This window comes from Limnohabitans sp. 2KL-3 (assembly GCF_001269405.1).
GTDB lineage: Bacteria > Pseudomonadota > Gammaproteobacteria > Burkholderiales > Burkholderiaceae_C > Limnohabitans_A.
The window spans coordinates 503-17,317 of sequence record NZ_CXON01000013.1; the positions used below are offsets into that span (position 1 = coordinate 503).

The window sequence follows — 16,815 nt, forward strand, 5'->3', positions numbered from 1 at the left end:
TCATGAAGCCGCTCCCGACCCCTGGTCGGCAGCAGGAGCCTCAGCAGCCGAAGCCGCAGGCTGAACCCCATCCAGAGAAGCCTCAGCCAAAGCCTGCTCCGCAGAGTTCGCTGGTTTCACGGCACCCGACTGGGCTTGAGGCTCGAGATCGCTCAGGGGCTTGTCCGACTTTTTCAAGCCGATGACAGGCTTTCCCTGCTCAAACTCTGGCTCTTTGGACACCCAAGCTTTCGCCTTGACAGACTCGGCTTTGTTGCGCAAGACCTGCGCCTCTGTCGGCGTCTGCTTGAGCTGCACCGCTGCGACCTCACGGACCAGATCAGGAACGGCAGCCTTGCTGGAAGGCGAACCCACTGGAGCAGAAGAGTCTGGTGTGGACACCTTGGTCGACGGCTCAGCACTTGCATGGGCAGCTTGGCGCTCAGCGAACGAGCGTTGGGCCCAACTGCTGAGCATGTCTCCACCAAAGACGTCTTCGCGTGGCAAGCTGCTGGACAAGCGCAAAGCGGCGTCCAGCAAGGTGGCGGTGTCGTGCAATGAGCCACTGGTGTCCATCGGCGAATCGCCAAAGGCACCGCCTGCGCCCAATGCACGTCCGAAGCTGCGGGGCTGACTGCTAAGGCTTGACGCCCGTGCAGACAGTGCCTCCCGCGCTGAAGCGCCTTGCACCTGCTGTGTCCAGTCCCGCGCCAACTGGGCATTGAACATGTCCAAAGAGTCTTCATTGACCGAGGCATGGACCGCAGGCGGTGGGGTGTAGAACACATTGGCGTTGTACATCTCACGGGCAGGCAAAACATCCCGGGCAATGATGGTCTTGCCACTGATGCGGGCCACACGCCCCCCTTCAGCGCTTGGCGTGTTACCGGTCACGCGCCCGGCAGGGCCGGACATCAGCACCATCCAGCCATCATCGGAGTCCGAATGGACGGAGGCCAAGTTCAGACCCTTCCAGCCAGAAATCACCACATCGCCAGCATCGCCGTTCTGCACCGACAAGCTGTTGACATCCACAAAAAGTCGGCCAAACAGGTCTGCACCAATGCCCGTCCCCGCAGACACCGACAAATCGCCAGCCGTGACAATTTGAGGCGCACCATAGTGACCCGTCACGCTCACCGAGAGCTGCGCCTGCAGCGACAAGTCGCCCGTGGCGGACTCCATGCGGCTGATCTGCACGTCGCCGCCCGCTTTGACCGTGATGGTGCCTGCATCTGTTCGCAGGGTCTGACGACCGACCATCAACACATCACCCGCCGCGTCAATCTCAATGGCTCCGGTTCCCTGGTGAACTTCAAGACCCGAGTCCTGGTAGTCGAACATGACGTCATCCACAGCGGAAACAGAAATGTTGCCAGTGACAGCATCGATCCGGTGGATCTCTGCCGTGGCCCCCGTGTTCAGGCGAATGTCGCCACTTTGGCTTTGGAGGAACAAGACCTTGGCGTTAGCTTCAGCGGCAACAGAAATGTCCCCACTTTGAGTGGAGATGAAGGACACCCAAGCTTGTCCCCCCATCATCACCGACACATCACCGCTGTCACTGAGCATGCGGTTGACAAAGCCAGCGCCTTGGGCCATGACACGGATGTCACCGCTGACCGTGCTCATCACACTGCCCGCCATCATGCTCAAGGAATCACGCAGCGTGATCGTGATCGAACCACTGTCATCGGTGATCTGACCACCTGACTCTTGGGTGAGTGAGGACGCCTCCAGACCCACCGCACCGAGGATGTTGTCGATGTTCCTGACCGTGGCATCGCCTGCAGCCGTGACCGCAATGTCACCGTGGGTGTTCGAGATCTGGTTAATCTCCATGTCACCACCCGAACGCGCGTCGATGCGTCCCGCGACACTGACCACTCGGCTGATTTGCACCGCACCTGCGGCATCGATCAGGATGTTTCCGCTGTCCGATTGCACCGAGCTGCCGGCCTCCATGGCCAAGTCACCACGCAATTGAACGCGGGTCAAGCCAGACACATTGCTCACCAGCCCCCCGTCCAACAGGGTGAGCGAGGCGGCTTCCACAACAATCGCGCCTTGTGTGTTGTCGATGCGATGAACAAAGGCGTCGCCCATGGCGGTCAATGACACATCCCCTTGCACATCGCTGACCTGACCGATGTCCATGCGCCCACCCGACTCCAAGCGGATGTCACCGCTGAGGCTGACCACGCTTGAAGTCGCCATGCCGCCGCCCGTCTGCAACAAAACAGAACCGGTCGACGTGCTCACGCTCGACTGGGTTTGCATGCCCAAATCGCCGCTGACCTGCAAAGTGATGCTGCCAGCACCCTCGCGCACGCTCAAGCCTTCGCGCACCAGCGTCACATTGCCATCGTGTTTGAGGAACATGTCGCCCGTCTGGCTGCTGACCGACAGCGTTTTGACCACCGCCTCGAGCGGGTTGGCTGCACTGCCCACGCCTTGCGCAATGGCCAGTTGCAGATCGTCCGCGCGCACCTGGCTCATGCCGGATACAGGCCAGGCCAAGGTCTGGCCGGTCATCTTGAGAGCCGACACATCCAAACGGAGGGTCGAGGCACCAGAGGGTGGTGTCAGGCCCAAATCCTGGCCATCGATCACCAAGGACGGCAACGACTGCCCCATCGTGGCCGAAGCCAGTGACAAGTTGCTCACCCCGGTGAATGAGACCGAGTCCGAACCACCGACCACCAGGCCTTGGCTGAAGCTCAAGCTGGAACCTGGGCCAGCTTGGGCACCTCTGAAGACCAGCACGGGTTCACCCGTGTCAGACTTCACACCCCCGAGGAACTCCACTTCGGCAGCGTCGTTGATGAACAACTGACCGCCTCCACGCAGAACCACGCTGTCCAAGAAGACCACCTTGCCGGTGGCCGTGATGGTCACATCGCCATCCACAAAGACTTTGTCGTTAAAAGTCACATTTCGAGCGGTAGAGACCGTCAGGCCCTCCAGATCGTTGACGCCGGTGACCTCCAGCACAGCCCCATAGAGTTCCTTCTGGTTGAAGGTCAGGCGGTCACCCACCTTGTAGCCCTTACCGGGAGAGAACAGGCGCACATCGCTCACCACGCCACCACTGACCGTCACGCGAGCCGTGGCGCCTGAACCACTGCCGCCACTGAGGCCCACACGCAGATCGCCTTCACCGTAAATGCCATCGACCAAGCCAGCGCCTGCCGTCACGATGCTGATGGTGCCCACGCCATCGCCCACGCTGCCCTCAATGGTGATGTCACCGCCCTGAGCTGCCAGGCTCAGAAAGTCGTCATCACCCGTGCTGCCATTGAGTCGGCCCGTCACCAGCATGTCGGCACCGGCATTGGCCGTACCCACCGCCAAAGTGACTTGGCCAACGATGCGCACCGAGTCGTTGATCGACAAGCCTTCGGTCATCGTGACCGTTCCCGAGCTGAAAGTGGTCGTGTTCCCGGGACCATAGATCTCGAGCACCGTACCTGTCAGGTCACCCTGGACAGCGATCTTGCCGTTCTCGCCCTGCGCCTGAATGACCAGAGGCACCGGCACGATGATGGCTTGGCCATTACCGCCGATGGAGATCGGATTGTTGCCGCCATTGGCACCAAGCACCAACTCCCTGGCCTGCATGTCTGCCAGTTTGGCGGGATCGAGCAAAATTCCACCGCCCGTGCCACCCAGGCGGATCGGCGTGGTGTCGTCCGCAGGGGTGATTTGAATCGCGTACAGCGGTGTCTGGACGGTGCTCAGGTCAAACGAATCACCATCGGCCAGCGGCGCTGTCGACAACACGGTGCCTGGCGGCATCATGTTGGTGTTGTCATAGGTGTACAGGCCACCTTTGAGGATCAAACGCTTGGCAATGGTGAGGTCGTAATCTTTGGCATAGACATTGCCAATCACCGTGAGGCGATCCGCCGTGACCTTGAGGGTTGTGTTGCGTCCCAGCTCGATTTTTTCACCCACAGCCCCTTCCATGAAGGTGATCTGGACGCTGTCGCCCACGATGTGCAAGGTGCCAAGGGTGTCATCCCAAACCATTTTTTCGACACCACTGATCAACTCGCCTGTGCCCAGCTGAATCACGTTTTTGGTCGGACTGACAGCCAGCGGTTTGAGTTGCACCGTCAGGGTGTCGTTGCTCAAATCGGTGGTGGGCATCGGCGTGAACAGCGCCACTTCGGACACATGCACATACGACTGGTTGTTCCAGCTGCCACCATTGCCGGTGAAGACCAGCTTGTAGAACTTGAACGCCGTGCTGTTGGCAAAACTGACCTGTCGGGTGACCCCCTTGTCGGCACCGAGCAAGCCGGTATCGCCTTGGGCCACTGACGTCCACGCGTTGTCGCTCCAAGCCAAATCGTCATTGGAGCCGTACAGCGCATAAGACGTCGGATTCCACTGAGCGATGATGTCATTGGTGCGGGTCGTCAAAGCCAGGCTGGTCACCACGGTCGACTCGGCCAAGGCCAGAGTCAAGCCGCTGCCCACACCGTCCTTGTTGAGGTACTTGGTGCCTGTATTGCCATCAATGATGTTGCTGACACCCTCTCCAGCCGGGTTGTTGGCCGAAGAAGCAGTGACTGAGACGATGTTCACAGACTGAAGCTCGCTGCCCACTGTCTCCCTGAGGTTCAACTGGCCCGTACCGGACGATGTGTTGCCCATCCAGACCACCACATTGTCAGCACCGCCCGAAGACACCCAAGTGATGGGCTTGTCGGTGAACTTAAGCACCGACAACTCGTCGGCCAAAGCGCCCAATCGGATGGTGTCCAGCGCTGCCCGGACGACCCGCACACCATTGCCCGTCAAGCCCAGGACTTCGAAGTTGCCTGCGTTGTACGTTGCTTTGATGGCGAATGGTTCACGCTCTTCCAGCGTGACGCGTTTGACCGTCATGTTCAGTCCGTCGTTGGCTGTCAAGACGAATTGACCATTCGCGCCCTGCGCACTCGGCGTGAACACGATGTTGCCCGGCTGGGTGAGCAAGGCGTTGATGTCGGCAGCATTGCCACTCAACTGCAGCATGCCGTTTTCTTGGCTCACGTCGAGTGTGGCTGCATAAAGCGCCAATTCGGAAAGGTGCACATACGCTTTGCCGCCGTTGGTGCCTTTGACCGTTGGGAAGACCACTTTGTAGAACTGGTAGGCCGTGTTGTTGTCGATCGCCAGCGTGACCACCGAACCCCGGGCATTGGGCAGACCCACATCACCAGAAGACACCTTGACCCAGTCGGCGCTGTCCCAAGCCAAAGCACTTGTGGATGCATACAGCTCATAGGTGGCAGGATCCCACTGAGGAATTTCGTCATTGGTGCGCGAGGTCAGCTTCATTTCCTTGATCACCTCTGGGGCAGACAAGGTCATGACCAAGCCGCTGCCGGGGCCATCAAAGTTGAGGTACTTGGTGCGGTTGCTGCCGTCTTGGATGTTGTCAACACGCTCGTTGTTCGGGCTGTTGGGTGAAGACGCGGTCACCTGAATCACACTGGCCTTGGCCAAACCACTGCTCAACTGAGCCAGCGCCAGACCCTGCGGGGTCAACTGCAACTGGCCGCTGGTGGCCGACAAGGTCACCGTCAAACGTGAAGAGTCCGCATCCACCAAGACCCCGGCAGGCAAATTGAAGTCGCCTGGCTTGCTGCCCGCGGCGTAGAGGGTGTCCGGCAAGGAGATGTTGGGAGCCGCCCCTGCAGCAACAGGCGCGAAGCGGTAGATTGGCTTGCCCGCAGCCATGGCCACCACATGGCCAGTGAGCAAGTCCACTGTCGCACCACGCCAATCAAGACCGGCTGGGAAGTTGCCCGTCACAGGGGTCCAGCTCACGCCACCATTGCGCGAAACCCACACACCGCCGGCACTGCCGTTGGCGGTGGCCGCCAAAGTCAGGCCATCGTCGCTCATCCAGACCGAAGTCCAGTTGCCCGACAAGCCGGTTTCACGCCATTTCCAGTCGGTCTGACGGGTGTCGGCCAGGTAAATTTGGCCCCCAGCTCGTGCTGCCACCAGCAGAGTGCCCGAGGCATTCATGTCCACGGCCAACCAATCGCCATTGCTGACACCCGCAGGGGTGATGTTCTTCCAGTCCGTCCAAGTGAGGACACCGTCGGTGCCAGGTTCGCCCAAATACAAAGCCCCATTTGTGCCTTTGTTCGACGAAGCAGCGCTGGCCGCCAACAGGCGCGAGCCATCGGCATTGCCGGTCATGGCCGTCCAGTTCGCATTGGCCGCGCCGTCCAAGGTGCGCCAGGTGGTGCCGTCAGCATCAAGCACACGCATCTGGCCAGGAGAGTAGTCGGTCTTCCAGCCCCAGTTGAAGATGTTCTTGAAGAAGAAATACCTGTTGCTGTCGGTCTTGTCCAGCGCCACCATGCTCGCGTTGTTTTGCACCAAAACTTCGGTGTAGTTGTCTGTTGGTGCCTTGCCCTGAATCCAGGTGATGCCACCATCCCTGGACAGCACGTACTGGCCAGACACGGTGAAGGCAGCAATGGTCTGGCCATCGGGGGAAACCGACACAGCCTCGTAATCCATGCCGCGTGGCACGTTCACGGGCAGCCAGTTGAGGCCTTGGTCACGCGAGATGTAAATGCCCAACTCTGTGTCCGCAGCCTGAGAGATCGCCACCAAGATGTCCTTGCCAACGGCCATTTCACGCCAATTTTGCGAGACAGGCGATGTGACCGCCGCTTGCAGCTTGGCCGTGGCTTTGCTGCTCAAGCCGTCCTGATCGACCACCACATTCAGGGCCTGGCTGGCGTCACCACCGCTGTAGACTACTTGGATGCGATCGGCCATTGTGAAATAGGTGTTGAGCTTGTCCAGCGAACCGGTGAAGGTGACCTTGGCCGAGTTGGCACCCGAGACTGTCACGCCATCGGCGCTCACCGCCTGAATGGACCCGGAGGCCAAAGACAGTGTGACCGTCGCCTGACCGGCCAAGTCGCCACCAAAAGGCTTGCCGTAGAAATTCAGCGCCGAGGCCTGCCCCACCACCACGGTGTAGGCTGCAGGCACCGACACGGTCGGAGCATCTGGCAAGGGTCCAACAATGCCCAGCAATTGGGCAGGCAGACCGCCCGAGAAGTCAACGTGGCTGATGTTTTGACCGTTTTCGGTCAAGGTATTGATGCCCAAGGACCCGCTAAAGACATAAGTGTCAATGCCTTGGCCGCCCAGCAGCTTGTTGATGCCTTGAAGGGCATACAAGGTGTCGTTGCCACCACCACCGTCCATCTCGTTCGATCCGGCACCACCGTACAGCACGTCGTTGCCCAGACTGCCATACAGTTTGTCACGACCCCGACCCCCGACCAGCAAAACCGGTGCCGCACTGCTGGCCAAAGCCCGCAGCACGTTGTCACCTTCCAGGTCGATCGCTTTGCCGCCACCGGCGCCCAGCAACAGGTTGTCGTTGCCAGCACCACCGGTGATTTCCAGGGTCATGCTGCCCTTGAGGCGGCTGGCATCGAGCGTGTCGTTGCCCTCGCCCATGTCCACCAGCACATGACTGACGCCACTGAACTCCTGATAGAAACCCTGGAATTCCACACCCACAATGTTGCTGCCTTCAAGGCCGCTGAGGATGAAAGTCTCTGACACGTCTTGAGTGCTGATGAACAAACGCTCGCCCGCACGCGAGCCAGCGTTGAGCACCAGGGTGTTGCCTTCCATCTGGCCCAGTACGGGTTTGACCGTGGGCGCAGGGAGGTTGATTTCAGCCAACTTGAGACTGAACAAAGGCACATTGATGTTCAACAACAAAACCTTGGCCCACAGATAACCATTGATGTAAGGCGTGATCTTGAGGTCAAAGAGGTTAAATGGCCCGCCTGGAACGCCCGGAATGAGACCCGGATAGGCCATCATGGACAGCATTTCCGAAGCGCGAACCTTGCCATCACCTTTGTAGTCAACCGTGACAAACTGCCCTTCGGCATCGCGGGTGACCGTGCCCACCTTGATGTCGTTGAGGTCAGCATCCACAACCAACTCCAGGCTGGCCCCCAAACCACCCTTGATGCCTGCGATGCCGACACCGGCTTTGAGTCCCATCTCGATGCTGATGCTCAGCTCGGGCTTTTCAAGGCCGCCTGTGCCCGCCACGAAGGCACCGTTGCGGAAAGCGGGCATGGACCAGTCGTTGACATAGAAACCATCCAGCACATCCAGAACGCTGCCGCCCGCGAACGCTTTCTGCACGCCATAGGTGTCATAACCGAACGACAAATCGGCATACAACCGCACGCCACCAAAGGCATACACCGGAATCACCAGCGGAATCGGGATGATGCCTGCCGACAAGACGGCCAAATTGGCCTCAAAGACCAGCACATCGAAATTGGCCAGTTCAAATTCGAGGTACGGCATCTCATAGGTGAACAAGGTAGCGCTGCCACCCGTCATCAACTTGGCCCAGTTCGAGATGTCCGTGATGTAAGGCAGGAACTGCAGGCCTGAACGAGCGGCTGCGCTGCCGGGCTTGCCACCAGACGCCTGATTGCCCACTTGCTTCAACTTGTCATTGAATTGGCTGATGATCGACGAGGAGTCGTTGGTCTGCAAATCCAGTTCCGCGCTGCGCTCAAACGTGACCTGTCCAGAGGCCAAACCCTTGATGCTGCCGATGGCCACATTCCCGCCATCTGCCACCAGGCTTTGCAAAATCGAGGGCATGTCCAAAGCAAATTTGACCGCGTCCAGGAAGGCCCAGTTGATCGAAGGCTTGTCGGTCATGGTTTTACTCCAGACCAGGTCGATCAGCCCACGCAAGGTGGGATCATCAGGCAAGACCAAGTCCAGTCCAACGATCGGGGTGGTCAAGGCATTGACCACATCACGGAAGGGTTCAACCGTCTGAGCGACCTTCTTGGCAATGGGCATCAGGAAGTCCAACACCGACGAACGCAAGTCCAGACGAATGTTGTTGATCGAAATGTCCGGCACCGACACCTTGGTGTCACCCAAACGCCAGTCCCACTTCAGAACCAAATCGGCCATGAGCGATGGCAAGCCCACCGCACTGAGCTTGACGCCCAGGTCCATGTTGGCAGACACACCAAAGTCCACCACAATAGCCTTGCTCGGGTTGGACAACACGCTGTCCAGCGTCAGGCGGTTGGCCTTGTCGCCATTCAGATCCAGCCCCAAGTGCCCGGCCAGCCCGCTGCCCTTGACCCCCGTCACCGGATCAACGTATTGGTCTTTGACACTGGCTTCAAAGAACAGCAGTTTGCCCCTGCCTTCAAACGGTGTGATGAGGTCGGGATTGGTCGGATCACCGTTGAGGAATGCACGGATGTCAAGGCTCAATTCTGGGTCGTCCTTCTTGGCGTTGGTGCTCAAGAAAAAGCCTGACGATGCCGACAAGCCGAAACCAAAATCAAACTGCCAGTCGCCGCTCAGCGAAAAGCCGCCATCGACGGCCAACTCGAAGCCCGGTATGTTCAGGTCCAGCGGAATGTCCACGCCCAGCGCCAGCAAACGGCCGCCCAGATCCATGTCAAATCGGATCGAATCCACGCCCGTCTTGGGCAGCGTCATACCGGGTGTCCAGACCGCTGTTTTGACGCCCAAATCGTTGTAGAAGGCAATCATCACGTCGTCGATGGTGATGGCCTGGTCCAGGTTGGTGTCTAGCAAGATGCCCAAACCGCTGAAGGTGTTGAACAGGGCATCACGCGCCAACTCGATCGGTTTGCCCGGTCCAGCCAGTTTGCCACGCAGATCGGTCAGCAAACCGGCACGCAGGTTGCCGATCAGCTGGCCGGCATCGGCCAGATGTGTCCCGATGAAGGGGATATCGGCTGTCAGACTGTTTTGGAAGATGTCCTGAACGCTGCCCAAGCCAAGGTCAATGCCGTCCAGCAAGAAGGTGGGGTCGTAAATGACATCCAACAAAGACACATCGTCCGGCACAGCACGACCGAAGTCAGGCAACTCCAACTTAAGCGCCATGCCCGTCTGCAAGCCCGCAATTTGGGCCAGCAGCGTGGGCAGACCCGCCGAGCCCAACGTGGGGTCGGTGTAGATGTGCAGGTTGCCCAGCGGAATTTGACGCGACAGCGCCACCAGACTCACGGGCAAGTCGATGTCCATCGCGCCCTTGGCGGAGACTTTCACCGCACCCTTGTCCAGCGCTAAGCGCAGCACAGCGGGCGCAAGGGTCTCGATTTTGCCGTCCTCGTCGATGACCACCTTGCCGTTGAACACGCCCAAAGCCACCTTGCCCACACTGAAGCTCAACATCAGATCGGAAGCACGCAGGCTGGTTGTCAAATCGAGGTGAGTGCCTGTTCCGGTTTTCTCGTCGAAGTCCAGCAGCGCCACGGCCGGTGTGCCCGACGGTGCGCCGGGCAGGGCAATGCCCACGCGAGCGACCAGGTTGGCCCCTACGGAATAAGTGCCCGCAGCTTTGCCCGAGGCATCGAGCAAATTGGCAAAGTCCGCAGGCAACTCCAGACCGACCATGCCCGCCAAGGTGGCCAAGTCCAGGTTGACCCGGAACTCGTTGCTCACACCGATGTCCAAGCGCAAATCCATCAACAAACGCTTGCTCACGCTGTCGATCGAGAAATCCAACATGTTCGGCTGCAAACCAAACGCTTCTTCAATGATTTTCTCCGCCTCATCGAGCGCAGCGGCCGGTGTGGCGCCCGCTTTTTCGATGCGGGCCAACAAGATGTCGCCAAAGTTCAGGATCTCGCTCAGAGACTTGTCCAGCAAGGGCAATTTCTGCGTGTAGAAAGGCTGGCTGCCAATGGAGGTGTCCACCACATCGAGCACCATGCGCAAACCACCCATGATGTCCGAGAAATTCAGACGGCTGAGATCCAGCACAGCCCCCAAGTCCGGCAGGACTGCAACCACGTCCTTGTCGGTCAGGCCCAAGGCCTGCCGTTGTGCAGCGTTCTTGATATCGAACTGGCTGGTGGTCACCAGCTTGAAGCTGGACCAATTGCTCAGGTCTTGCACATACAGGCCCAGCTCAAGACCTGCACCAATGTCCATGCCGGCACCCGCCGTCTTGAGCTGCAAGCCACGCAGGCGGGCATAAGCGTCGCCGCTGAAATCGAACCTCAAAGCCGCAGGGGCCTCCGTCAGCAAACTTGGCAGGTTAAAGCGTTCGCCACCCACCAGGCCAGGTGTGCGGTCCAGCACCGCAGTCACTCGTGCACCCAGATGAACTTCGGAGCCGGTGCCTACACCGCCGGCCTGCAGAGAGACAAAGCCCAGTTTGGCCAACACCTCCAAGTCTTTGACATTGGCATCAATGCTCGCAGCCGCCACAAAATGGTCCACGGCCACCGTGAAATTACCCCCTCCCAGCGCCAAGAGCAGGTCGAAGTCGACCCCGACATTGACGTTGATGGCCGCTGTGGCCGACGTCGACAAAGACAGGTCAGAGTTGGCCGACAGATTCAGGTTGAGTGCGGCCACTTGGGATGGCATGCTCAACATGGCGCTAAAAGGGATCCTCAACTCGCCTGTGCTGGCGTTGTAGCTGGCGAAAGTGCCAGGTTTGAGCAGCGTCGATGCATTCAGCGCATTGACAAACTCACCCATGGTCACAATGCGCTCCACCTTTTGATGCACCCGATACGAGATTTCGGTGTTGGAGCTGGTGATGGCACCGTCCAAGGTCAAGGCACTGCCATCGATGGCCACATCCGTGATTTCCAGGACCTGGTTGCCCACGGACACATAGAAACCCTTCATGGAGGCGGCAAACTGTCCTGCGGCCCCCGTCAGACCGGACACGCCCTTGACACTGGCGGCCTTGCCGGTCGACAGCTGGCTTTCGCCCGTCTTGCCGGTCCAGTCCTTCAAGGGGCGGTTGAAGTTGATCTTGTCAACCACGCCCGTCTTGAACGCGGAACCCAAATTCAGAAGGTCCTGCAGCGAGGTCTCAATGAAAGGCAGACTGCCCAAGCCCAGTTTGGAGACGTCCACGGTCTCCAGGTATTGAAGCACCCCAGGAATGGCGGTCAGCACATCTTCCATGCGGATCTTGGAGAAGTCGGTGAAGGCCTCCAAACCAAGCGCAGTGAATTGCAGGTCGCCACTGAGCGGATTGCCTGTGACCGTGATCCTTGGCGTCGTCCCTTGGGCCAAGTCCACACCGGCCACCGAGGCATACAGCGGCAATGACATGCTCAGCTGGTTGGTGCCCGGCTTCAGGCTGAACACGCCTTGGGTGTAAGAAATGCTGCCGCCCAGATCCAGGGTCAGCGAGCCTTTTTGGTAAGGCTGAGCATTGGCGTCAAGCCCGTTTTTGCCAATCCCGATGTCCAGAGGGCCCATGCGGGCGGCCAGCACAATGTCCGTCGCACTCAGGCTGCCCGAGAAGGCCAGATTGTTGAGGTTGAAGTTGGCCTTCAAGCCCTGAGTCCAATCCACAGCCAGATCCAGGTCGACCACGGCAGTGGCTGCCACCTGCAACTGCACATCGGCATCAAAACTGATGCCGTACTGCGCCAAGCCTGCATTCAAGTCCACGGCGACTTTGTCGCTGCCCAATTTGACACTGCCGTCAAAAGACAGGGCCAGTCCGTTTTGGTCCAACTTGTAGCTCAGGCCCGCACTGACACCGGCTTTGGGTGCCCAATTTGCGTCCAGATAAGACTTCAATCCGCCCAAAGTCGGCACGCCCAAGGCACCGTATTGCGGCACCGGCATGCCCTCCAGGCTCGGAATCCAGGTCGGATTCATGTAGCCATTGATGTAGCTTTGCACATAGTCGCCCAAACTCACCACAGGGGACAGGTTGAGCATGTCGTCCAGTGTCTGGTTGACCAACGGCAAAACAGCACTGTTTTGCAAAGACACGCGTGCCTGTGTCATTTGCGCAGCCACACCCAACAAGGTGCTGCCCAGGCTGCCTCCCAAACTGACGTCCAGGTTGGTCAGGCTAAAGCGGGTCGCGTTGGCACCGGTATCAAACTTCGCCAACAAAGTCTTGCCACCGACCACAATGCTTTCATTGATGGCTTGGCCCGAACGGTTGAGCTCCACCGTCACGTCGCCAAACACCGACGTGCCCGCCAGGCCTGGCACCGCGATGGCGGCCGTGGCTGAGAGGCTCAGCGCATAGCCGCTGCCCGGCAGCACCAACAGCAAGGAGCCATTGCTGACGCCCGCATGTTGCCCTTGCACATGGACCATGGCCTCCAGGCCGTTGGCGGCGAGCACGGTGCGCAGGGCACTGCCCGAGCCCGTGACGCGCACGGCAAAACTGCCTGACCCTGCAAACAATGGCAATGCACTCATGGCATCACCGGTCTCACGCAACTCCAGCGACAGGGTCCCGCCAGCCTCGAAGGTCTGGGTACGGAAATCCAGAGTGCTGACCGTCGTGCCACGCAGGCGAACCGGTGACATGCCCGAATTTCGGCCATCACCGTCCAAGTCTCCCTGGGTAAAGTCGACCACCGTGCCGGCCAATGCGCCGCTACCCGGCCCCATGTTGACACCCAATGTGAGCGTTCCGCCCTTGAGGGTCAGATCCCCCAAGCCTTGGATGGTGGCGCTGTCGGCAGACGCCCGCAAGCCAATGAAGGTGCCATCACCCTCGGTGTCGGTCAACAGCATCATGCCCACACTGGCACCGCTGAGGGATGCGCCAACGAAGGCGTCGGTGCCCACACCGGTACCCAGCTGCGCCAAAACGTTGCGAGCGGACAAGGCGGTGATCGACATGTCACGCTTGTTGCCATCGCTGAGGGTGACGGTTCGGTTGCCCAGACGGGCCATACCAAAGGTGCCCTGCAACAACACTGAGCCTGCAATGTTGATCTTGGCATCCAGCGCCAGGGACAAGAATGCCCCTCCCGCACCCACAAAGTCCAGCGAAACGGTCTCGGCCACGTTGTTGACCACCTGCCCGGTTTGCACCTGTATGCGCTTGTCGGACGAGCCACTCAGGCCCAAGTCCAGCACATCGGTTGCGGCGATGCCGCCCACGCTGCCCAAGGCCAGGTTGGCCTCCAGAGTCATGGCCTTGGCTTCGACAGAAAGGCTGTCCATCGGCAAGCCCAATTGGCTGGCATCCAGCGTCAAACCGTCCACATTGGCCTTGAAGGCCATCCATGAACGGTTGTCTTTCGCATCGGTATTCATCGGGCGCAGCAAGGCCATGGCCAAGTCAATGCCTTGACCGCCCAGGTTGATCCCGCCCACAGTGCCCTGCAAGTTGCTGGCACCGATCACAAAGCCGGTTGCACGCAAAGTGCGGCCGGCCACCACGATGTCGCGCTCTTGGCGCGAGATCATCAAGGAGCCACTGGCGCTGAGCTGGCTGCCAAGCTGCACGGTCATGGTCCCGCCAATTTCCATCAGCTCGCCCTTGAAGTCCAAAGCAACTGCACCGGTGGATGTCCCCCATTTCACCGTCAAGCTGTTGGAGCCGGTCCAGTCCAAGGTGGTGGCGTTGGCCTGGCCAAGACTGTCCTTGCCCAAGCCGAGGTTCAGACCCAATTTGAGGTTCTGACCCGACATGTCCACACCAAAGGCGGAGGTGCCCAGGACATTGACCGAATCGGCCACACCGCGTGCAGATACCCAAGAACGTGTGTCGCCGTTGAGCATCGAGCGGGCAATCACCAGACCAAAGTCCAAGCCATTCAGGGCAAAACCCAGACCCGAAGCATCGGAGCTGGTGCTGACCCGAGCGGCCAGGTTTTCACCACCGATGATGAGGGCCTGCGTCATCACACTGCCGCCACTGGTCAGCGCCAGTTGGCGTTGACCGATCTCAAAGCCCACAGAACCACTGAACGAGAGCACATCGCCCACTTGGGCATTGACCATGCCACTGGCTCGGGTGAGCACACCTTGCTGTCCATCCAGCGTGAGTTGGGTGGAAGTGCCGGGGCCGGTGCGCACCGTCACCGGGGATTTCTTGAAATCGATGACGTTGGCATCCGCACTCAAACCAGAGGGCAAATTCTGCACCCGGTTGAGATCGATCGCCAAAGAGGTGGCCGACAGGGACACATTTTGCAAGCCCACCAGTTCCACAGCACCCACGCTGGCCGACAGGCCCATCCATGAAGCGCCTTGTAAGGCCTTGGTGCTGCTGTACTTCGGATCGGCGTACAGGTTGTCGCCCGATGCGATGGTGATGGGCGTGAAAACCCCCATGGCCAAATTCATGTTGTCCAGAGACAAGCCCACCGCATTGGCATTGGGCGTGTCAGCACTGTCGATTTTCCCGTCTTGGTTGCTGTCCACCAGGTAGGGACCGCCCACACCAAAGAACCCGCGCACATTGGACATGCCCAAGGTCAATTGATCGGCATAAACCGACTGGCCATTGGCCAGTATCACGGTGGCAGAGCGTTTGTCGAAAGCGGCAGAGCCTGCGACCTGCAAGACACCCGCGATATCGAGTTTGGCGTTGGCCGCGACACGAATGAACTCGCCATCGACAGCGCCAAGGCTCATGGTACGGGTCGAACCTGTGCCGGTGACCACATCGAAACCATTGGCCGAGAAATCCATCACACGATGGCTGATGGCATCGCCCAGGTTCATGGACACGCTGGCATTGCTGATTTCGGCCGTGACCGAGGGCAAGCCCACCAAGCGGGCCGCACCCGCGGTGGCTTCCAAAGCCAAACGTGTGGGCAAGGCTTGGGTTCCCGTTTGCACGGCCGTGGTGAACAAACCTTTGCCGGAGGCGGCAGCGGTCAGTTGAGTGCCATTGGCGTTGAGCGCCACAGCACGCCAGTCAAGACCGGCTGAAGCATTGACCAGACGCCAGTTGATGCCGGCGTCATTGGAAACCCAGATGCCACCATTCAGACCGTTGGCCGCTGCAGCAATGGTGCTGCCGTCGGCCGAGACCGCCACCGACGTCCAGTCGCGGGGGCTGGCGATCTTCTTCCAAGTCCAATTGGCTTGGCGTGTATCGGCAAGGTACAAGGCATCACCGGGGCGGGCCAGCACCAGCAAAGCGCCTTGGACCGTGGGGTCACTGGGACTGACCAAGGCTTCGCTGGCATCCAAACTGACCCAGCCCGTGCTGGGCAAACCGGCGGTTTGCCGCGTCCAGCTGTTGCTGCCATCGGCATTCACCTGGCCAATGAAGATGCCGTCTGCCGCAGCGGCCAGCACTTGGGTGCCCGCGTTGTAGGCGGCAAGCAGCTTCCAGCTCAAATTGCGGTCGCCAGAGGACTGCGTCGCCTCTGTCCAAGTGCTGCCTTCGGCTTGGCCGGACACCTGCAAGGTGCCGCGCAACAATTCCCGGTCAGCCGCACGAACCAGCTGCGCCTTGGCTTTGCCCGTGGTGGTGACCGTCAGGCTGAAGGCCTGGCCGCTTGTTTTGCCATAAACGGCCAGTGCATTGGCGGTGGCCTTGACAGTCACCACCGCAGAGGATGTGGGCAAGCTGTCACGGATGAGCTGCATGGCCGCAATGGACGACTCCAAGAGCTTGACCTGGTATCTGCCTGTGCCAAAAATGTCCAAGACCAACAGGCTCTTGAGCTCAGCCAATTGCTTTTTAGCGGTGCCAATTTTCAGGTCCATTTGGGCCACGGCATCAAAGCTCTTTTGGATCTGGTTGAGCACATTGGTCTGGACCTGCAAGTCTGTGGCCAGACCGCCGGTGCCATCGCCTTTGGCGGTCAGGTCATTGCGGGTGACGGTGTACCTAATGTCATGGGTCGTGACACCCGACAGGGTGATCACATCGCCTTCAGCTGGACGGCTGGTCAAGACCAGCATGTCCAGTTGTTTGACCATGAAACCGGCGCTGCGGGTACTTTCAACCAGACCCTTGCCTTTGACCGTGACGCTCATGCCCATCCAGCCTGCATCGGTGGACTGCGATCGGGC

General features: G+C 59.5%; 1 protein-coding gene (running past one end of the window). It reads right to left on the minus strand.

Annotated features, from left to right (window positions below; all coding sequences use genetic code 11):
• Window positions 1–16,815: the end of a hypothetical protein gene (locus AMM41_RS14970; protein ID WP_089960568.1), read on the minus strand. The gene runs 27,261 nt beyond the window's last position; only the last 16,815 of its 44,076 coding nucleotides appear in the window; the start codon falls outside the window, past its right edge; its stop codon occupies window positions 1–3.